The organism is Nonomuraea monospora, assembly GCF_039531895.1.
GTDB lineage: Bacteria > Actinomycetota > Actinomycetes > Streptosporangiales > Streptosporangiaceae > Nonomuraea > Nonomuraea monospora.
Map to the genome: position 1 here is coordinate 129,026 of NZ_BAAAQX010000002.1, position 18,956 is coordinate 147,981.

The window sequence follows — 18,956 nt, forward strand, 5'->3', positions numbered from 1 at the left end:
CAGTGCCCCGTGTTCAGGTGTCCAGGAGTGGCTGCAGCTCGGCGACCGCGTGATCACGGTGGACGTTGAGCGTGGTCACGGCCTCGTCGGCGGAGCGGCGCCGCAACGCGTCGAGCGCGGCCCGATGCTCCTTGACCACCCGTTCCCGGTTGCCCGCGTCGCCGTAGTACATCGACCGGTAGGCGTCGGTGGTGTCCCACAACGTCCTGATCAGCCGGGCCAGCCGGGGCATCCCCGCGCAGTCGAACAACGTCATGTGGAACGTGCGGTTGGCCGACGCCATGGCCGCGACGTCACCCGCCGCGGCGGCCCGCTCGACCTCCTCCTGCGCCGCCTCGATCCGGCCGAGGTCGTCGTCGGTGAGCCGGGCCACCGCCGCGCGCACGGCCTCCTCCTCCAGCAGCTCGCGGATGCGGTAGACCTCGCGCAGATCGTCGAGCGACAACACGGCGACGCAGTAGCCCTTGTGCGGCTTGTACGTGACCAGCCCCTCACCTTCGAGGGTCTTGAGCGCCTCCCGCAGCGGCACCCGGCTGACCTGCAGCTCCTCGGCCAGCGCGTCCTGCCTGATGGGGGCGCCGGGGCGGAGGCGGCCGGTGGTGATGGCCCGGCGCAGCTCGCCCAGCACGAACTGCTGGGCGGTGGGCGGCCTGCGTCGGGCCTCGTCCGGACTCACCGGTCCAATATCTCACGGAGCCACCCGTCGTCCTGCCCGAGCGCGGGCGGCGGGCGGTGGTAGGAGGGCGGGGTGGCGCTGAGCCGGATGGGGTGGGCGACCTGGCCGACGCCGTCGAGCTCGACGGCGGGTTCCAGGCCGAGGTCGGTGGCCAGGGTGAAGGCGGCGGCCAGGTCGTTGATCGGGCCGCACGGCACCCCGGCCGCCGTGAGCCGCTCGAACCAGTCGTCGGCCGTGCGTTCGGCGAGGGCCGCGTTCAGGTCCGCGACCAGGGGCTCGCGGGCGGCCACCCTGGCGGCGTTGGTGGCGTAGCGGGGGTCGCCCGCGAGGCCGGGGCGGTCCAGGGCGGCGCACAGGGCCTGGTACTGGCGGTCGTTCCCGGCCGCGATCACGATCGGCCGGTCGGCGGCCTGGAACACCTCGTAGGGGACGATGCTCGGGTGCCGGTTGCCCATGGCGCGGGGGACGACCCCGGCGGCGGCGTAGGCGGAGGCGTGGTTGGTGAGCGCCGACAGCAGCGACGACAGGAGGGAGACCTCCACATGCTGACCGGCTCCGGAGGTGTCCCTGTGACGCAGGGCGGCCATGACGCCCAGGGCGGCGTGCAGCCCGGTGATCACGTCCACCAGCGCCACGCCCGCCTTCGTCCCCGGCCCTTCCGGCTCGCCGGTGACGCTCATCAGCCCGCCCACGGCCTGCGCGATCAGGTCGTACCCGGGCAGCCCTGCTCCGGCCCCCGACCCGAACCCGGTGATCGAGCAGTACACCAGCCCGGGGTTGAGCTCCCGCAGCGCCTCGTACCCCAGCCCGAGCCGCTCCATCGTCCCCGGCTTGAAGTTCTCCACGAGCACGTCGGCGCGCGCCGCCAGGGCGCGGGCCGCCTCGGCGTCGGCCCGCAGGTCAAGGGCGACGGAGCGTTTGTTGCGGTTCACGGCCAGGAAGTACGTGGCGTCGCCGCCCGCGTACGGCGGCCCCCAGGCGCGGGTGTCGTCGCCGGTCCCCGGCCGTTCGACCTTGACCACCTCGGCCCCCAGGTCGGCGAGCAGCATGGTGCAGTAGGGCCCGGCGAGCACCCGGCTGAAGTCGGCGACGAGCAGCCCGGAGAGCGCGCCGCTCACGCCGGCGACCCCAGGTAGACGGTGACGGTGCGGGTGTAGAACTCCCTGGCGGCCCGTCCCTGCTCCTTGGGCCCGAACCCGCTCTGCTTGGCGCCGCCGAACGGCACGTACGGGAACGTCCCCGCGGACTCGGAGTTGACGTGCAGCACGCCCACCTCCAGCCGGTCCACCGCCGACAGCGCGACCCCGAGGTCGCGGGTGAAGACGGCGGCGGACAGGCCGTGCTCGCTGAGGTTGGCCAGCCCGAGCGCCTCCTCGGCGCTGGACGCCCGCACGGCCCCGACGACGGGCCCGAACAGCTCGGTGCGCCAGAAGTCCACCCCGGTTCCGGGCAGGTCGAGCAGGGTGGGCGGGACGAACCAGCCTTCGCGCTCCAGCGGCGCGGCGCCGGCCAGCGGCTTGGCGCCTTCGTCCACGGCCTGCCGGACCCCGGCCGCCACCCGGTCGCGCGCGGCCGAGCTGACCAGCGGGCCCATCTCCACCTCGGGTGACAGCGGGTCGCCGACGACGAGCTTGGAGGCCCGTTCCGCCACCCGTTCGAGCAGCTCGTCGGCCACCTGCGAGGCCACGATGAGCCGCGAGGTGGCCGTGCACTTCTGCCCGGTGGACCGGAACGCGCCGAGGCAGACCTGCTCGGCGGCGTGGTCGAGGTCGGCGTCGGCGAGCACGACGGAGGCGTTCTTGCCGCCCATCTCGGTCTGCACCGGCTTGCCCAGCTCGCCGCAGCGGGCGATGACGGCCTGGCCGACGGCGGTGGACCCGGTGAACGACACGGCGTCCACGCCGGGGTGGTCGACGATGGCCGAACCGACCTCGCCCTCGCCGTACACGAGGTTGAGCACCCCGTCGGGCAGCCCGGCGTCGGCGAGCGCCCGCGCGAGGCGGTAGGCCAGCAGCGGCACCAGCGAGGACGGCTTCCACACCACGGTGTTGCCGTACGTCAGCGCGGGGCCGATCTTCCAGGCGGGGATGGCGATCGGGAAGTTGAACGGCGTGATGAGCCCGGCGACGCCGATGGGCTTGCGGACGACGAGCACGCTCTCGCCGGGGCGCGGGGAGGCGAAGACCTCGCCGCTCTCCCTGTCGGCCTCGCTCGCGTAGTAGCGCAGGATGCGGGCGGCGCCCCTGACCTCGGCGACGGCCTCGGCGAGCGTCTTGCCTTCCTCGCGGGCCAGCTCGGCGCCCCAGTCGCCGGCGCTCGCGTCCACGAGGTCGGCGGCCCCCGTCAGCACGGCGGCGCGGGCGTGGTGCGGGGTGGCGGCCCAGCCGGGCGCGGCGTCGCGCGCCGCGGCGATCGCCCGCTCCACCTCGCGCGCGGAGGCGAACCGGCCGCGCGCCACGACCTCGGAGGGCCGCGCGGGGTTGGTGTCGGCGAACTCCTCGCCGTCCCCCTCGGCCCAGCGGCCACCGATGAGATTCAGAACGTCCATGGTCAACGCACCCTAACTGTGCCATATTGGATTTTCAATATTGGATCCAAAATACGGAGATCGCCGATGATCGCACCCACCGCCCTGTTCGCCCTGGACACGCTGCTGACCGAGGAGGAACGCGAGATCAGGAGCACGGTCAGGCGCGTGTGCGACCGGGAGATCCGGCCGCACGTCGCCGGCTGGTTCGAGGCGGGCGAGCTGCCCGCGCGCGAGCTGGCCCGCACGCTCGGCTCGGTCGGCGTGCTCGGCATGCACCTCGACGGGTACGGCTGCGCCGGCCTGGGCGCCGTCTCCTACGGCCTGGCCTGCCTGGAGCTGGAGGCCGCCGACTCCGGCCTGCGCAGCCTGGTCTCCGTGCAGGGCTCCCTCGCCATGTACGCGATCTGGAAGTACGGCAGCGAGGAGCAGAAGCAGGAGTGGCTGCCCGCGATGGCGGCCGGCGAGCGCATCGGCTGCTTCGGCCTGACCGAGCCCGACTTCGGCTCCGACCCGGGCGGCATGCGCACCACGGCCAAGCGCGAGGGCGGCGACTGGGTGCTGAACGGCACCAAGCTGTGGATCACCAACGGCTCGGTGTCGGACGTGGCGGTCGTCTGGGCGCGCACGGACGAGGGCGTCAGGGGCTTCCTGGTCCCGGCCGGCACGCCGGGCTTCACCGTCAACGACGTCAAGCACAAGATCTCCCTGCGCGCGAGCGTGACCAGCGAGCTGGTGCTCGACGGCGTGCGCCTGCCGGCCGAGGCCATACTGCCCGGCGCCAGGGGCCTGTCCGGGCCGCTGGGCTGCCTGAACGAGGCCAGGTTCGGCATCGTGTTCGGCGCGATGGGCGCGGCGCTCGACTGCCTGGAGACGGCCATCGCGTACGCGGCCGACCGCGAGGTGTTCGCCAAGCCGCTGTCGTCGTACCAGCTCACCCAGGAGAAGCTCGCGGACATGGCGCTGGAGCTGGGCAAGGGCCTGCTCCTGGCCGTCCACCTGGGCCGGCTGAAGGAGGCCGGCACGCTCACCCCCGAGCAGGTGAGCGCCGGCAAGCTGAACAACGTGCGCGAGGCCCTGGAGATCGCCAGGAAGTGCCGCACGCTGCTCGGCGCGAGCGGCATCACCCTGGAGTACCCGGTGATCAGGCACTCCGTGAACCTGGAGTCGGTGCTGACCTACGAGGGAACCTCCGAGATCCACTCGCTGGTCATCGGCAAGGCGCTGACCGGCATCGCCGCCTTCAAGTGACACTCAGCAGGTCTGCCAGGTCGCCTCGGTGACCTGGCAGGGCCCGCCCTGGTGCACCCGCAGCCGCCCGGCCGGCAGGTCGAGGCCGATCGTCGCCACCGTCTCCCAGCGCTGGTTGATCGGCTGGGAGAGGTCGGGGTGGGCGCAGACGGGCGCGCCGTCGGGCTCGTGGCTGAGCATGGCCAGCGCCCGGCCGTTCACGTCGGCGACGCTCAGGCCCTCGACGTGCTCCTCCAGGTGCCGCATCCGGCGGTAGGTGCCCGGCCGCTCGGTGGCGTGCCGCTCCCCCGCCGCCAGATCGGGGTCGAGGAAGTGGTTGCAGTGCAGCAGGACGCCGTCGGGGCCGGGCGGGATGGCGGCCACCCCGGCCGGGGAGATCTCGATCGAGGCCGCCTGGCTCTCGGTGACGACGGTGATGACGGTCGAGGCCGACACCCTGGCGGAGCGGGCGATCTCGGTCGCCTCCTCGACGGTGGACGCCTCGTCGAGGATGCGGCGGGCGATCAGGTGCACGGGCACACCCAGGTCGGCGCTGTCGGAGTCGTGGCGCAGGATGTTGAAGTGCACGCCGAGGCCCGCCGAGGTGACGCCGATCTTGGCCAGCGTGCCCGCTTCGGTGAACGTGCGCACGACCCGCCCCGAGGCCTGCTCGTACTCCCACAGCACCGGCGCGTCGCGCAGGTGGTCGTGCCAGTCCCAGGTCTGCACCGTGCGCGGCGGCCCGTCCTTCGGCAGCACCACGGACGTCGAGCACTCGCCGTGGCCGACCATGTCGATGCCGGCCAGGATCTCGGTGCGGGCGTTGACCACGGCCACCTGCCACGGATCGAGCCCCGCGCCCGCCGCGATGCCGGCGATCTCCTCGGCCAGCGGGGGCGCCCAGGCGGCACTGGCCTCCAGGGCCCGCTCGCCCCACGCGCGCACCTGCCCGGCGGTGGCGCCGGCCACGGTGAACAGGTCGGTGTAGCCGGTCAGATTGGCGGTGACCTGCTCGCGCAGGTGCGTGCCCAGCTCCTTGCCACGGGCACGGGGGTCGGTCTGGCTGGAGGTGAACGTGGGAAATGTCATGACCTGTCCATCAACTCGGCGAGCCTCGGGTTCTCGGCGGCGGCGGAGGCGCGGACGCGGGCGTACCGCTCGGCGTCGATGTCCTGGCTCAGCTTGAACACGCTCTGCCGCGTACGAACATGTACGCGAAAGGCCACTACCCCGGGCAGCAGCTCGCGGAACCTCTCCCGGGAGGCGGGCGACGGCTCCCAGGACGGCGAGCGCAGCGACTCCGCCGCCGCCACCGTGGCCTCCACCACCTCCAGCGCGTCGTCCAGCAGCTCCACCCGCCCGGTCACGTGCACGGCCGCGTAGTCCCAGGTCGGCACGGCCGGATCGGTGCCGTACACGGTGGGCGAGACGTAGCCGTGCGGCCCTGAGAAGACCACGAGCACCTCGGGCGAGGACTCGAAGGAGCGCCACTGCGGGTTGGCCCGCGCCATGTGCCCGACCAGCGTGCCCTCCTCCCCCAGCAGGACGGGCACGTGCGTGGCCGTGGGCACGCCGTCGGCCGTGCTGACGACCAGGGCGAACGGGTTCTCCCTGATGAGCCGGGTCTCGTCGGCGGGATCCTTGGCCCCGTAACGAGGGGACGTCCACATGCCGCTACTCCGCCGCGCTCAGGATGGCGTCCCACGCGACCTCGGAGGCCAGCGTGCCCAGACCCGTGGGCTTGACCCCCGCCAGCTCGACCTCGTCGGTCGTCATGGCGAACATGGTGTCGCCGTCGGTCAGCGTGTGGAACGGCTGGATGCCCCGGTGCATCGAGCTGTGCACCTGGCGGCCCACCTGCAGCAGCTCGACGTCCGACAGCTTCACGTTGGTGACCATCACGGTCAGCGTCGTGTTGCCCATGACGGCCGGCGCCTCGGTCAGCTCGGCGTAGTCGGCGCTGGGGTGGCGGCGCTCGCCCAGCTCGGCGTGGTAGTTGCCGCGCACGACCCGGCCCTGCCGGTCGATCACCGCGCCCACCGAGTTGACCACGGTCGCGACCAGCACCTTGATCTCGCCGAACGTGCCGAACGCGGCGCCCTGCCCGGCGAACTCGGCCCGGCCGAAGTCCACCTTCCCCGCGCTCGCCGTGCGCCCCGCGCCGCACCGGCCCACCGGGAACTCGCCCTCCTTCGCCCACCGCACCGCGGCCCTGCCCAGCTCGGCGTCCGGGTAGACGGCGGTGTCGCGGCAGGAGAAGTCGTAGATCACCGCCCCGGACACCAGTTGCAGCTCGTCCCACTTGGTGAGGTTGTCGCGCTGCGACAGCAGCTCGTCGCTGACGCCCGCCGCCGCGGCCAGCCCGTACACCGAGCCGCCCGCCAGGCAGATGGCGTGGTTGTAGTCGTAGCCGCCGCTCATGCCCACCGCGCCGCCGCGCGCGTCCACCGCCGTGCGGGCGCCCTTGGGCAGGTGGATCACGGTGCAGCCGGTCGGGCCCTCGCCGTACTCGGCGGTGCCCACGCGCACGCCCGGCAGGTCGAACGCGACCGAGCCGCGCCCCGGGCTGGGCTGCGGGGTCAGCGGCAGGTCCGCGTTGCGCGGGACGCCTGGCGCGAACGCCGACGGCGTCGCGAGCCGGTGCTCGGTGGTCATAGGGCCTCCAACAGTTGCTTCGAGTACTCGTGGGCGGGTGCGGTGTAGAAGGTGCGGGTGTCGGCCGTCTCGACGACCTCGCCGCCGCGCATGACGGCGATCCGGTCGGCGACGTAGCGGACCGCGCCGAGGTCGTGCGAGATGAACAGGGCGCTGAAGCCGTACTCCGCCTGCAGGTCCTTGATCAGGTTGAGGATCTGCACCTGGACGGAGACGTCCAGCGCGCTGACGGCCTCGTCGAAGACGATGAAGCCTGGCCTCGTGACCAGGGCGCGGGCGATCGAGACGCGCTGGCGCTGGCCGCCCGACAGCTCGTGCGGGTAGCGGTCGGCGAAGTCGGCGCCCAGGCCGACGTGCTCCAGCATCTCGGTGACGGCGTTGCGCTCCGTGCGGCCGAGCACGTCCAGCGGCTCCGCGACGCTCTGGCCGACGCGCATGCGCGGGTTCAGCGACCAGTGCGGGTGCTGGAGCACGGCCTGCATGCGGCCGGCCAGCTCGCGCCGCCGCTTCGGGAACGGGCGGCCGTCGAACCTGACCGTGCCGGACGTGGGGCGTTGCAGGCCGAGCGCGACCCGGCTGGTGGTCGTCTTGCCTGAGCCGGACTCGCCGACCAGGCCGAGCGTCTCCCCCTCGGCGACCTGGAGCGAGACGCGCCGCATGGCGTCGAGGTGGATGCGGCGGAACGGCGGGCCCGCCGCGAAGGTGACGGTGACGTCGTCGAGTTCGAGGATCACGCGCTCACCTCCTCGTGCTTCGTGAGCTCGTCCTGGAGGTCTGCGGCTCTGTGGCAGAGCACGTCCTGCTCGCGGATCCGGACCGGCGCAGGGCGCTCGTGCTCGCAGCGTTCCTCGGCGAACGCGCAGCGCGGCGCGAAGGCGCAGCCCGGGGACGCGCCCGTGAGCACCGGCGGGCGGCCCGGCACGGGCTCCAGGCGCACGCCATGGGCCGCGGCGGCGGGCGCGGAGCCGGCCAGCGCCGCCGTGTAGGGATGGGCGGGGTTGCCCAGCACCTCGCGGGCGGGGCCGGACTCGACGACACGGCCCCCGTACATGACGGCGACCCGATCGCAGCGGCGGGCCACGGCGGGCAGGTCGTGGCTGAGCCACAGGATGCTCGTGCCCGCCTCGGCGGCCAGCGAGAAGATCACGTTCGACACCTCCTCGCGCACCTGGCTGTCCAGCGCGGCGGTCGGCTCGTCGGCGACGAGCAGCTCGGGCGAGGTGGCCATGGCCATCGCGATCGCCACCCGCTGCGCCATGCCGCCGGAGAGCTGGTGCGGGTAGGCGCGCAGCACGCGCGGGTCGTCGAGCCTGACCCGTCCGAGGTGGAAGCGCACGTCGCCGCCGCGCCCGAGCACGAGCTTGAGCTGGTCGCCGACGCGCATGGTCGGGTCGAGCGAGCCGATCGGGTCCTGGAAGACGAACCCGAGATGCTTCCTGCGCAGGTGCCGCAGCCTGGCGTCCGGCAGGTCGAACACCGGCTCGCCGGCCACCGTCACCTCGCCCTCGGTGCGCCGCGCGGCCCGCGGCAGCAGGCGGCCGACGGCGGAGCCGAGCGTGGACTTGCCCGACCCGCTCTCGCCGACCAGCCCGACCGTCTCCCCCTGCGCCACCTCCAGGTCGGCGCCGTCGAGCGCACGGGTGCGGGCGTAGTCGATCACCAGGTTCCGTACGGAGAGCAGGCTCATGTCAGTGACCTCGTCTCTCGGGGTTCGAGCCGGTCGCGCAGCCCGTCGCCGACCACGTTGATCGCCAGGATCGCGGCCACGAGCACCACGCCTGGGCCGAGGATCAGCCAGGGCGCGGCGATCATGTACGTGCCGCCCTGCTGGATGAGCACCCCGAGCGAGGCCTGCGGCGGCTGCACCCCGAAGCCGAGGAAGCTCAGCCCGCCCTCGACCGCGATGCCGACCGACAGCGCGTACGTGCCCTGCACGGCGATCGTGCCGGCCACGTTCGGCAGCACGTGCCGGACGAGCACGCGCGGCAGCCGGGCGCCGCTGATGACGGCGGAGGTGACGTAGTCGCGCTGCGAGACGGCCACGGCGGCGCCCCGCACCAGCCGGGTCATCAGCGGGATCGTCACCAGCACGATGCTGGCCAGCGCCGCCGTCTGCCCGGGGCCGAGCACGGCCGCGACCAGAATGGCCAGCACGATGGCAGGGAAGGAGTAGAGCACTTCCACCAGGCGCATCACCAGCTCGTTCAGGTAACCGCCACGGTATCCGGCGAGGATGCCGAACGCCGCGCTCAACACCGCCGTGAGCAGCACGGCGATCGAGGAGAGCAGCAGCGTGGTGCCGACGCCCTCCATCACGCGGGGCAGCACCGAGCGGCCCAGGTTGTCGGTCCCCAGCCACCAGCCGGGCCCCGGCGGTTGCAGGCGCGGGCCGACGATCGCGTCCGGATCTCCCCCCGCGCCGGCCAGCGAGCCCAGCGCGAACAGCACCAGCACGGCCAGCACGGCGAGCCCGCCGGCGGACAATCTGTCCAGCCTCCTCATGAGCGCCTCCCCGCCATGACGCCCAGCCGGGGGTCGATCACTCCGACGAGCAGGTCGATCAGCACGTTCATGACGATGAACACGCCCGCCGCGAGCAGCACCCCCGCCTGCACGACCGCGTAGTCGCGGCGGCCGACGGCCTGCACGATGTAGGAGCCGACGCCCGGCAGGTTGAACACGTGCTCCACGATGAGCGCGCCGCCCAGCAGGTACGCCGTGGTCGTGCCGATGAGCGTGACCACGGGGGTGGCGGCGTTGCGCAGGATGTGGTGCCTGACGATGAACCACGGCGACTCGCCGCGCCCGACGGCGGCCGTCACGTACGGCTCGACCAGCACGCCCATGACCGCGTCGCGGGTCGTCCTGGCGGTCACCGAGATGGAGAAGACGGACAGGACGGCCGCGGGCAGGATCATCGTGGCCAGGTTCGCGGCCGGGTCCTGGGTGAGCGGCGTCCAGGTGCCGACCTCCAGGCCCAGGGCGTACCTGGAGAAGACGAACACCACCAGGCTGCCCAGCACGAACTCCGGCACGCTCACGCCCAGGCCGCTGAGCAGCCGTCCCGCGGCCCCGCCGCCGTCCGGGCGGGCGCGGACGGCGGTGAGGACGCCCAGCGGCACGCCGAGCAGCACGCTCGCGGCCACCGCCAGCACGGTCAGCTCGGCCGTCACCGGCAGGCGGGCCAGCAGCTCCGCGCCGACCGGCTGGCGGCTGATCATGGAGACGCCGAAGTCGCCGCCGGCGACGGCGCCCAGCCAGTGCCCGTACTGCATGAAGACCGGCTGGTCGAGCCCGTAGCGGGCGGCCAGCTCCGCCTTCTGCCCGGCGGTGGCGAACGGCCCGAGCACGGTCTCCGCGAAGCCGCCGGGCATCAGGCGCACGGCGGCGAAGATCAGCACGGAGACGCCCAGGAGCGTGGCGGCCGAGCTGAGCGCCCGGCCGGACCACCACATCAGCAACCGCATGGTTACTGCGACTTCTTCACGCGGGCGTCGGCGACCAGGCGCAGCACGTTGCCGTAGCCCTCGGTGGCGTACAGGCTCGGGCTGAGCTGGTCGCCCCGGTAGGCGACCGTGGCCGGGCGGGTGACCAGCGGGATCATCTGCGCGTCGGCGTCGGCCTTGGCGCAGACGTCGGCCAGCGCCTTCTCCCTGTCGCCCGTCAGCTTGTTGGCCGTGTCGATCAGCTTGTTCAGCTCGGGGTCCGGCTTCATGAAGCCGACGTTGAAGCCGGCCGTCTCCGGGTTCCACCACTTGGTGACCATGCCGGGGTCGGCGTAGCCGGCGAACCACGACAGGGCGGCGTCGAACTCGGCGGGCGCCTTGCCGTACACCTTGCCCGACCAGCTCGCCTCGTCCATCTGCTCGATCTTGACGGTGATGCCGGCCTGCTGGAGGTTCTGCTGGATCACCTGGGCGACGGCGGGGGCCGGCTCGGTGTTGAAGATGGTCAGCGTGAACGACAGGTTCTGCGCCCCCGCCTCGGCCAGGAGCTGCTTGGCCTCGTCCACGCTCTTCGCGGCCGACGGCAGCGCGGCCGGGTCGCAGGAGCCCGGCAGGCCCGCCGGGGTGACGGCGGTCGGCTTGCCCTTGCCGCCGAGCGCCACCTCGGCGATCTGCTTGGTGTCGAGGGCGATGTTGATCGCCTGGCGCACCTTCGGGTCGGCCAGCTTGGAGCCCGGCTTCAGGCTGTTGAGCATCAGGTAGTAGAAGTCCGTGGTCGCCTGGGTGACGACCTTGACGTCCTTCGCGCCGGCCAGCATCGTCCCGGAGTCCACGTTGCCCAGCGTGGCCAGGGCGGCGCTGCCGTTCTGCAGGGCCGCGATGCGGGCGGCCTCCTCAGGGGCGATCGTGATGTTGAGGGTGTCGGCGGCGGGCTTGCCCTGGTTCCAGTACTTCTCGTTGCGCTTGAACGTCCACGACACGTCCTGGCGGTGGTTGTCCACCACGTACGGGCCGGTGCCGAGCAGCGTGGTCGCCGGATCGACCGACTTGTCGTCGATCTCCTTCATCGGCAGGATCGCGGCGGGCACGTTGGCCAGCGACGCCAGGAACGGCGTGTACGGCTCCTTCAGCGTGACCTTGACCTGGTCGTCGCCGTCCTTGACGACCTCCTCGACCGGGCCGAGCTGGCCGGCCCACACGCCCTTCGAGGCCAGCAGCCGCTTGAGGCTGCCCACCACGTCGTCGGCCGTCATCGCCCTGCCGTTCGAGAACGTCACCCCCTTGCGCAGGTGGAAGACGTACGTCCGGTCGTCGGGGGTGTCCCACTTCTCGGCGAGCAGCGGCTGGACGCTGAAGTCGGGGCCCACCGTGACCAGCGTCTCGTACGACAGCGACAGGAGCTGCCAGGTGGTGGCCACGTCGGCGAGCTGCGGGTCGTAGCCCGTGGCCGCGCCGCTGTCGATGTGCACCTGAAGGTTGAGCGCGCCGCCCTTGGCGAGGGCCTCGTCGGCGACGGCGAGATAGCCGGGGGCGGCGGTCTCCTGGGCGGCGGCCGTCGGGGTGGTGGTCGTTCCGGTGGCGGCGCAGGCCGATGCCAGCAGGGCTGCCGCGACACCGCAGGCCAGGCGTATGGGACGCATGGGCCTCTTCTCCTCTAGTGGCAGGATGAGCGTTGGGAGGCGCTCGGCGGGACGTCGAGCGTGGGGTTCCGGTCGAAGAAGCCGACCGGCTTGAGTACGAACCCGCAGGTGTCGACCGGCATGATCGGCCAGTCCTCGGTGCGGGGGAAGTGCGTCAGGCCGAACGTGTGCCACAGCACGATGTCCTGCCCGTCGATGTCGCGGTCGGCCCTGGTGTAGTCGGGCAGGCCCGCGCCGCCGGGATGCTGGTTCACCAGGTCGCCGGCGGGATAGCGCTCCGCGGGGTGGTAGCGGGTGACCCACAGGTGGTTGGTCGCGAACTCGGCCCTGCTGTGGATGCTGGAGCCCTCGGCGGCCATCAAGGTCGGCTTGCCCTCGGGGTACAGCGCGTAGCCGACAGAGCCGCCGAGGCGGTTGCGCACCTCGGGGTTGACGACGTGCCAGGTGCGCTCCGCCTTCAGGTCGGCGTCGCGCCTGGCCTCCCGTTCGGTGCGCAGCCGGGTGGCGGTGCGGCCGAACGCGCTGCCGTACGGGCTCTCCAGCGGCCTGGCCTCGACCTCGTCCACGGCGTTGGCCACGCCGTCCACGGTCATGTCGAGCCTGGCGCTGAACAGGTGCTGGTGGTACGGCGCCGCCAGCCCCGGGGCGACCTGCGACGCGTACGGGGCGGCCCGCTCGTCGTAGGCGCCGGTGAAGACGATGCCGGTGGCCTTGACCTCCAGCTCGATGGCGCCGTCGAGGTAGAGGTACCAGTAGAAGCCGTAGTCGTAGTTGCCGACGGTGACGAAGAACGAGATCACCAGGCGGCGCTGCCTGCGGGTCTCCCTGGAGCCGTTGGCGGGGTCGGTGTGCTTCCACAGCACGCCGTAGTCCTCCTCGTGCATGCAGATCGCGTTCTTGATCACCTTGGGCACGCCGGCGCCGTCGGTGACGACGACGTCGAAGTAGGTGATCTCGCCGAGGCAGTCGCAGCCGAGTTCGAGGGAGTTGGCGAGCTTGCCGAGCTGGTACTCGCCGGTGTCGAAGTAGTTCTGCCAGAACCGGATCGGGCTCGGGTCTCCGTACGGGACGACCATCTCGGCCACCGACGCCCGGTAGACGATCGGCCTGGTGCGGCCGTCGTCCTCGAAGCCGATGCGGTGCAGCGTGAGGCCCTCGCGCATGTCGTAGCCGAGGCGCAGGCTCCACTTCTCCCAGGTGACCAGCGGGCCGTCGATCGTGAAGCTCGGGCCCTCCGGCTGGGTGATGTGGATGGGCTTCTGCGTGGTGCGGTGCTCGACCTGGGTGTAGTCGCCGCTCTCCTGCGGGATGGGCTGGGGGCCGGTGTCCACGATCTCCAGCACCTCGCCCTTGACCAGGTCGACGTACGCGACCAGGCCGTCCACGGGGTGCGCCCACGGGAGGCTCTCGGGGGTCGGCATCAGGTGCGCCAGCACCCTGGCGACCCGCCTGCCCTCCTCCTTCGCCAGCCCGAAGTGGCCGGCGCTGAGCGCGGCGAGGTAGACCCGCGCGGGGTCGTCGATCCCCCGCGCGGCCAGCGCCTCGGCCCAGCCGGGGTCCTCGCGGAGCACCCGGCGGACCAGGGCGTGCTCCTCGTCCAGCATCGGCACCTGGCCGTCGGTCAGCGGGTCGATCGGGGCGGTCGTCTCGACCCGGCCCTCGCCGATGGACACGACCACGTCCTGCGCGGCCTCGGTGGCCAGGTCCAGCAGGAGCGCGCGGGCCTTTCTCGCCGGACGGGCGGCGCCGTCCTCGTACGCGAGCACCTGGCCCTTGGGCGGCTCCTCCAGCCCGAGATAGGCCACCCGGACGGTGCCGGACAGCAGGCCCTCCGCCATGAGAACCCGTCTGACCTCGTCGATCTCCTGTGCGGCGAGCGGGTCGAGAGGGTGGGGATGCTTCCCGGTGGACAGGTGCAACGTTCGGCCCCTTTCTGATGCCGGAACGTTCCGGCAAGTTTCGCGCTAACCTAACGGCGACCGACGGGGGGCACAAGACCTGGAGCCCAGCCGAAACACATCGTTTACGGACGAGGGGCTCGAAGAGAGGCGCGAATGGGCCGCTACCATCGGGGCGTGCGAGCAGACGAGCCGGTCACGCGTCGAGGCGTGCGCGCAGACGAGCCGGTCACACATCGGGGCGGGCGCGCAGACGAGCCGGTCACACATCGGGGCGTGCGCGCAGACGAGCCGGTCACACATCGGGGCGTGCGAGCAGACGAGCCGGTCACGATCCTCACCGTCGCCCGCGAGGCGGGGGTGTCCAAGACGACGGCCTCCGACGCGCTGCGCGGCTCAGGACGCGTGTCCGAGCGCACCCGCGAAAGCGTGGTGGCGGTGGCCGAACGGCTCGGCTACGTGCCCAACGGCTCGGCCCGGCACCTGCGCAAGGCCAGCACCGGCACCATCGGGCTGCACGTGCCCGAGGTGCTGACCCGGTCCTCGTACTACATGTCGTTCGTGTTCGGCGTGGTGGAGCAGGCGGCGCGGCACGACTACGACGTCACGCTCATCACCTCGGGTCAGCGGCGCGCCCGGCCGCCCCGCGTGGACGGGCTCGTGCTCGGCGACCCGCTCGGCGGGGACCCCGTGGTGGAGAGCCTCATGGCAACCGGGCTGCCCACGGTGTCGTGCGAGCGGTTCCCCGGGGCTCGGCAGGCCGACGGGGTGGTGTGGTCGGAGCACGCGTCGATGCTGGGGCGGCTGCTCGACCACCTGCGGGGCGCCGGGGCGGTGCGGCCGGGGCTCATCGTGGCCGGGGACGAGAGCGACTGGGCGGGCAGTGTGCATCGGGGGTATCTGGACTGGTGCGGCTCGCACGGGGTGGCGCCGTTGGTGCGGCGGGTGTCGTTCGACGCGACGGGCGACGAGATCCGCGCCGCCGCCCGCGCCCTCCTCGCCGCAACCCCGAACGCCGGGGACGCGCTCAGGACGGGTGATCGTGCGGCGCCGATGGACGCGCTCGTGTGCGCTCCGGCGGGAGCCGCGACCGAGGTGGCGCCGTTGCTGCGGGAGGCGGGCAGCGGGGTGCTGCTCGCCTCGTGCGTGGACAGCGCCGCCACCCGAATGGCCGACCCGCCCATCACCGCGATCGACCTGCGCCCCCGCGAGGCCGGGGCGAGCTGCGCCGAGCTGCTGTTCGAGCTGCTTTCGGGCGCGGCACAGACGGGCACGGAGCGGGTGCACCCCATCGAGCTGCAGATCCGCGCCTCGACATCGATCTAACGCGACACCGTCATCTCGCTGCGCGCGGGACGCGGGTCGCCCTTCACCCACTTGGCCGAGCCCGGCCGCCGGGCCTCACCACGGATCCTGGCCACCGCGAACTTGCAGGTCAGCTCCTTGATCGCGGCCCCCGCCCAGCCGCTCACGTACACGTTGATCGCGGTGTCGTCCTTGCGGGCGAACTGCCGGATCCCGGCCCGCCGCCCGACGCTGACGCACGCCCCGGAGAAGCCCAGGCTGATCTTCTTCGGTTCGGTGCCCTCGATGCGGCTCAGCACGGTGTTGGCGGCCTGCGCGCCGAGCGGCCCGGCGGCGTAGCAGCTCATCCGCAGGGCCCGTCCCGACGGCGCGGCGGCGTCCCCCGCGGCGACGATGCGGTCGTCGTCCACGCTGGTCAGCGTCTCGTCGGTGATCAGCCGGCCGAGCTCGTCGGTGCTCAGCCCGCTCGCGACGGCGAGCTGCGGCACCCCGAAGCCGGCCGCCCAGATCGTCAGCGCGCTCGCCCGCTCGGAGCCGTCGTCCAGGACGACCGCGTCCGGCAGGACCTCGCTCGCCACGGCGCCCTCGACGACCTCGACGCCGTGCCGCGACAGCCAGCCGGACACGTACCGGCGTCCTCCCGTGCTGAAGGACGGCGCCAGGCTCTGCCCGCACACCAGCGTGACCCGCCGCCCCTGCTCGGCCAGCTCGGCGGCCGTCTCGATGCCGGTCAGCCCGCCGCCGACCACGGTGATCGCGGCGTCGGCGGGCAGCTCGGCCAGCCTGGCGCGCAGCCGCCGCGCGGGCTCGTACTCGGCGATGTCATGGGCGAACTCGGCCGCGCCCGGCACCCCCGACGGCGTCGCGCCGACGCTGCCTACCGCGTAGACGACGTAGTCGTAGTCCAGGGCGCGGCCCGACTCCAGCCGTACCTCGCGGGCGGCGGTGTCGATGCGCGCGGCGCTGTCCACGACCAGCTCGACGCCCTCGCCGAGCAGCGTGCCGTAGTCGACGGCGGCCTCGCCGGTGCCGGCGACGTACTGGTGCAGCCGGACGCGTTCGACGAACTCCGGGCGGGAGTTGACCAGCGTGATGTGCGTGTCGGAGCGCATCCGCAGGTGGTTGGCCGCGAGCGTGCCGGCGTAACCGCCGCCGATGACGACGACCTTGTGCGGTGTGGACATGATGCGGGGTCCCTTCTCGATCACGATTTCTTCAGCACGCGGCTGAGGTGCAGGAGACTCATGCCGAACATCAGCACGCCCAGCGGGATGTGCAGCGTCGTCAGGTGCGCGATGCCCAGCGCGACCTGCGCCGACGTGGCCGTCAGGAATCCGGCCGCGTACAGGATGGCCTTGGGCGAGCCGCCGCCGGGCCGCCACGCCAGCACCGCCGCGAGGACGTGCACCACCGCGACGACGAACACGGTGTACGCCGAGGCGCTGTGCAGCACGTGGCCGTTGGGCGTGGTCAGCAGCAGCCCGGCGGTGACGGGTGCGGCGAAGACGGCCAGGGTTTGCAGGGCGATCACGACACGCAGGAACGTGGTCGTCGTGGGTGTGGGCATGAGGTGTTCTCTTCTCGGCTCGTACCTTGCTTGCGCCTTTCGGCTCCAGTACGTCCGACAGGACTGCCGTCCGGAATGTGAGGTGAGTACCCCGCCCTCACAGTTCGCGGGGCTCTGCGGTCGAATAGGTGCAGCCGGAGACGAGCAAGGGAGTCAGCGACACCATGGGCACCGAAACCGACCCAGCCCTGAGCGTGATCATGAGCGAGCGGCGGCACCTGATCAACCTGGGCTACCGCCTGCTCGGCTCACTCGCCGACGCCGAGGACATCGTCCAGGAGACCTACGCCCGCTGGTACGCCATGTCGCGCGAGGAGCAGCAGGCCATCGAGTCGCCGGGCGCCTGGCTGACGAAGGTGGCCGGCCGCCTCTGCCTCAACGTGCTCTCCTCGGCGCGGGTCCGGCGCGAGACGTACGTGGGCGAGTGGATCCCCGAGCCGCTCCCCGACCTGCCCGAGGCGGCCAACGGCGACCCCGCCGACCGGGTCACCCTCGACGAGTCGGTCAACATGGCCTTCCTCGTCGTGCTGGAGTCGATGACCCCGGCCGAGCGCGTCGCGTTCATCCTGCACGACGTCTTCCGCTACCCGTTCGCCGAGGTCGCCGACATCGTCGGCCGCAGCCCGGCCGCCTGCCGCCAGCTCGCCACCTCCGCCCGCCGCCGCATCCGCGACGCGCAGGCCCCGACCTCGACGCAGGCCAGGCCGTCCCGGCAGGCCGACGTCGTACGCGACTTCAAGCGCGCCTGGGAGGCCAAGGACATCGACGCCCTCATCTCCCTCCTCGACCCCGGCGCCACGGTGATCGCCGACGGCGGAGGCGTCGTCAGCACCCTGATCCGGCCGGTGGAGGGCGCGGAGCAGATCGTGCAGGGGTTCACCAGGCTGTCCGGCGTGCTGGGGGACGTGACGATCCTGGAGCGGACGGTCAACGGGCTGCCGGGGCTGATCGTGCAGCGCGACGGCGTCACGGTGACGGTGTGCGCGTTCGAGGTCTCCGGCGATCGGGTCACCCGCATCTGGGCCGTCCGCAACCCCGACAAGCTGCGGTCGTGGACGTCCTGAGTCACGGACGACCCCGCCGGGCGGGTGCCGGGCGGGGCCGAAGCGGGGCGGCTAGCTGAAGTTGACGTCGCTGCAGAAGTAGTACGTCTGGTCCATGTGCGAGGCCTTCCACACCGTGAAGACCACGTGCCGGCCGGTGCGCGAGCCCTTGCTGAGCCCGGTGATCGGGTACGTGCCGGCGGGGGCGTACCTGGGCGTCGTCCGCACCAGCTCCAGGTGGTTCCACCCGAGCCGCGTGGTCGTCGCGTCGTAACCCTGGCGGGTGATGTACACGAGGATGTAGTCGGCGCCGTGGTAGGCCTGGTCGGTCAGGCGGATGTCGAACGTGCTGCCGAGGTTCGTCGTCTTCCAGGCCCCGGGCGTGTCCATGGAGCGGTAGCGGCCGTCCTGCGTCTGACCGGCGCTGCAGAGCTGGCCGTTGGGGATGACGCCCTGGTGGTTGCCGGCGACGCCGTCACGGTAGAGGCCGTTCCAGTTCCACATGGCGTTGGTGTTGTCCTGCCACGCCTGCCAGCACATCGGGTCCGACTGCGCCATGGTGGGGTTCTGGAAGTCGCTGCCCCAGCGCAGCCAGCAGCCGTAGTTGCGGGAGGCCGGGTCGACGACCGAGCCGTGCGCCGAGGCGGTGCCGGTCAGCGGGACGGTGAAGATCATCGCCAGGGACATCAGCAGGATCAGGGCACGCTTCGCCCGGCGGGGTGGTGCTACGTGGGGCATGTGCGGTCTCCGTGTTCCGGTCGGGGGTCCGGTGGTGGGGAGCGCTCCCGGTGGGGGACGGTATCTGACGGGGTGGGCGCGGCCAAGTGAGGGCGGTTGTCAGTGGGCGGTGCGGCGGGCCGGAGCCCTGACTGAACTGCGGAAAGGGCTTTCCGGAAGCTGGTCACAAAGTTGAAAGTTTCAATCTGACTGCTGTTCGCTCTGCGTAGCCGTCCGAACGACTACCGCTTA

The 18,956-nt window shown here is 72.3% G+C and carries 18 protein-coding genes; 3 read left to right on the forward strand and 15 right to left on the reverse strand.

Annotated elements, in window-relative coordinates; translation table 11 throughout:
* Positions 1–13 precede the first annotated feature (13 nt).
* Genes ABD331_RS03930 through ABD331_RS03940 form a run of 3 tightly spaced genes read right to left on the reverse strand, consistent with a single transcriptional unit; the run spans position 14 to position 3,224 of the window.
* Entirely contained in the window at positions 14–676 is a 663-nt protein-coding gene (locus ABD331_RS03930) for a GntR family transcriptional regulator (protein ID WP_344470849.1), read from the reverse strand.
* A complete protein-coding gene (locus ABD331_RS03935; protein ID WP_344470850.1) occupies positions 673–1,794 on the reverse strand; it encodes a CaiB/BaiF CoA transferase family protein in 1,122 nt (373 codons plus the stop codon). Before ABD331_RS03935 ends, ABD331_RS03930 begins: the two co-directional genes overlap by 4 nt.
* Complete coding sequence (locus tag ABD331_RS03940; RefSeq protein ID WP_344470851.1) at positions 1,791–3,224, reverse strand: aldehyde dehydrogenase family protein; 1,434 nt, start codon at positions 3,222–3,224, stop codon at positions 1,791–1,793. Before ABD331_RS03940 ends, ABD331_RS03935 begins: the two co-directional genes overlap by 4 nt.
* Positions 3,225–3,290: 66 nt before the next feature.
* On the opposite strand from ABD331_RS03940, the gene ABD331_RS03945 reads away from it, so the two are divergent.
* Positions 3,291–4,454, forward strand: coding sequence for an acyl-CoA dehydrogenase family protein (locus ABD331_RS03945; RefSeq protein WP_344470852.1), 1,164 nt, complete (start codon positions 3,291–3,293; stop codon positions 4,452–4,454).
* Between the two features lie 3 nt (positions 4,455–4,457).
* Here ABD331_RS03945 and ABD331_RS03950 read toward each other — a convergent pair whose 3' ends face one another.
* The 9 genes from ABD331_RS03950 to ABD331_RS03990 are packed head-to-tail and all read right to left on the reverse strand — an operon-like array spanning position 4,458 to position 14,093.
* Positions 4,458–5,522 carry a C45 family autoproteolytic acyltransferase/hydrolase gene (locus tag ABD331_RS03950; RefSeq protein ID WP_344470853.1) on the reverse strand — a complete coding sequence of 355 codons (1,065 nt, stop codon included), beginning with the start codon at positions 5,520–5,522 and terminating at the stop codon, positions 4,458–4,460.
* Entirely contained in the window at positions 5,519–6,103 is a 585-nt protein-coding gene (locus tag ABD331_RS03955) for an FMN-binding negative transcriptional regulator (RefSeq protein WP_344470854.1), read from the reverse strand. The genes ABD331_RS03950 and ABD331_RS03955 overlap by 4 nt, the downstream gene beginning before the upstream one ends.
* A 4-nt stretch (positions 6,104–6,107) precedes the next feature.
* Positions 6,108–7,088 carry a P1 family peptidase gene (locus ABD331_RS03960; RefSeq protein ID WP_344470855.1) on the reverse strand — a complete coding sequence of 327 codons (981 nt, stop codon included), beginning with the start codon at positions 7,086–7,088 and terminating at the stop codon, positions 6,108–6,110.
* Positions 7,085–7,822, reverse strand: coding sequence for an ABC transporter ATP-binding protein (locus ABD331_RS03965; RefSeq protein ID WP_344470856.1), 738 nt, complete (start codon positions 7,820–7,822; stop codon positions 7,085–7,087). Before ABD331_RS03965 ends, ABD331_RS03960 begins: the two co-directional genes overlap by 4 nt.
* The gene (locus tag ABD331_RS03970) at positions 7,819–8,775 is read right to left on the reverse strand and encodes an ABC transporter ATP-binding protein (protein ID WP_344470857.1); all 957 of its coding nucleotides are present in this window, start codon (positions 8,773–8,775) and stop codon (positions 7,819–7,821) included. The genes ABD331_RS03965 and ABD331_RS03970 overlap by 4 nt, the downstream gene beginning before the upstream one ends.
* Positions 8,772–9,590, reverse strand: a complete 819-nt coding sequence (locus tag ABD331_RS03975) for an ABC transporter permease (RefSeq protein WP_344470858.1) — start codon at positions 9,588–9,590, stop codon at positions 8,772–8,774. Before ABD331_RS03975 ends, ABD331_RS03970 begins: the two co-directional genes overlap by 4 nt.
* Positions 9,587–10,555: an ABC transporter permease gene (locus tag ABD331_RS03980; RefSeq protein WP_344470859.1), complete on the reverse strand. Its 969-nt coding sequence runs from the start codon at positions 10,553–10,555 to the stop codon at positions 9,587–9,589. Before ABD331_RS03980 ends, ABD331_RS03975 begins: the two co-directional genes overlap by 4 nt.
* 2 nt (positions 10,556–10,557) lie before the next feature.
* Positions 10,558–12,174 (reverse strand): ABC transporter substrate-binding protein, encoded by a 1,617-nt coding sequence (locus ABD331_RS03985; RefSeq protein WP_344470860.1) that lies wholly within the window; start codon positions 12,172–12,174, stop codon positions 10,558–10,560.
* A 14-nt stretch (positions 12,175–12,188) separates the two neighbouring features.
* A complete protein-coding gene (locus ABD331_RS03990; protein WP_344470861.1) occupies positions 12,189–14,093 on the reverse strand; it encodes a primary-amine oxidase in 1,905 nt (634 codons plus the stop codon).
* Positions 14,094–14,381: 288 nt separating this feature from the next.
* Between ABD331_RS03990 and ABD331_RS03995 the strand changes: the two genes are divergently transcribed.
* Positions 14,382–15,398: a LacI family DNA-binding transcriptional regulator gene (locus tag ABD331_RS03995; RefSeq protein WP_344470862.1), complete on the forward strand. Its 1,017-nt coding sequence runs from the start codon at positions 14,382–14,384 to the stop codon at positions 15,396–15,398.
* On the opposite strand, the gene ABD331_RS04000 is transcribed toward ABD331_RS03995, so the two are convergent.
* A complete protein-coding gene (locus ABD331_RS04000; protein ID WP_344470863.1) occupies positions 15,395–16,561 on the reverse strand; it encodes an NAD(P)/FAD-dependent oxidoreductase in 1,167 nt (388 codons plus the stop codon). The genes ABD331_RS03995 and ABD331_RS04000 overlap by 4 nt on opposite strands.
* A gap of 20 nt (positions 16,562–16,581) precedes the next feature.
* The gene (locus ABD331_RS04005; RefSeq protein WP_344470864.1) at positions 16,582–16,944 is read right to left on the reverse strand and encodes a hypothetical protein; all 363 of its coding nucleotides are present in this window, start codon (positions 16,942–16,944) and stop codon (positions 16,582–16,584) included.
* 164 nt (positions 16,945–17,108) lie between these two features.
* Between ABD331_RS04005 and sigJ the strand changes: the two genes are divergently transcribed.
* On the forward strand, positions 17,109–18,008 hold the full coding sequence (gene sigJ, locus ABD331_RS04010; protein WP_344470865.1) for an RNA polymerase sigma factor SigJ: 900 nt from the start codon (positions 17,109–17,111) through the stop codon (positions 18,006–18,008).
* A gap of 51 nt (positions 18,009–18,059) precedes the next feature.
* Here the strand turns inward: sigJ and ABD331_RS04015 are convergent, their stop codons facing one another.
* Complete coding sequence (locus tag ABD331_RS04015; RefSeq protein WP_344470866.1) at positions 18,060–18,725, reverse strand: lytic polysaccharide monooxygenase auxiliary activity family 9 protein; 666 nt, start codon at positions 18,723–18,725, stop codon at positions 18,060–18,062.
* Between the last annotated feature and the right edge of the window lie 231 nt (positions 18,726–18,956).

Excerpts from the sequence above, each read along its gene's own strand:
- ABD331_RS03940 (WP_344470851.1), bottom strand. The coding sequence starts at position 3,224 with ATGGACGTTCTGAATCTCATCGGTGGCCGCTGGGCCGAGGGGGACGGC.
- ABD331_RS03945 (WP_344470852.1), top strand. The coding sequence starts at position 3,291 with ATGATCGCACCCACCGCCCTGTTCGCCCTGGACACGCTGCTGACCGAG.
- ABD331_RS03950 (WP_344470853.1), bottom strand. The coding sequence starts at position 5,522 with ATGACATTTCCCACGTTCACCTCCAGCCAGACCGACCCCCGTGCCCGT.
- ABD331_RS03955 (WP_344470854.1), bottom strand. The coding sequence starts at position 6,103 with ATGTGGACGTCCCCTCGTTACGGGGCCAAGGATCCCGCCGACGAGACC.
- ABD331_RS03960 (WP_344470855.1), bottom strand. The coding sequence starts at position 7,088 with ATGACCACCGAGCACCGGCTCGCGACGCCGTCGGCGTTCGCGCCAGGC.
- ABD331_RS03970 (WP_344470857.1), bottom strand. The coding sequence starts at position 8,775 with ATGAGCCTGCTCTCCGTACGGAACCTGGTGATCGACTACGCCCGCACC.
- ABD331_RS03975 (WP_344470858.1), bottom strand. The coding sequence starts at position 9,590 with ATGAGGAGGCTGGACAGATTGTCCGCCGGCGGGCTCGCCGTGCTGGCC.
- ABD331_RS03980 (WP_344470859.1), bottom strand. The coding sequence starts at position 10,555 with ATGCGGTTGCTGATGTGGTGGTCCGGCCGGGCGCTCAGCTCGGCCGCC.
- ABD331_RS03985 (WP_344470860.1), bottom strand. The coding sequence starts at position 12,174 with ATGCGTCCCATACGCCTGGCCTGCGGTGTCGCGGCAGCCCTGCTGGCA.
- ABD331_RS04000 (WP_344470863.1), bottom strand. The coding sequence starts at position 16,561 with ATGTCCACACCGCACAAGGTCGTCGTCATCGGCGGCGGTTACGCCGGC.
- ABD331_RS04005 (WP_344470864.1), bottom strand. The coding sequence starts at position 16,944 with ATGCCCACACCCACGACGACCACGTTCCTGCGTGTCGTGATCGCCCTG.
- sigJ (WP_344470865.1), top strand. The coding sequence starts at position 17,109 with ATGGGCACCGAAACCGACCCAGCCCTGAGCGTGATCATGAGCGAGCGG.
- ABD331_RS04015 (WP_344470866.1), bottom strand. The coding sequence starts at position 18,725 with ATGCCCCACGTAGCACCACCCCGCCGGGCGAAGCGTGCCCTGATCCTG.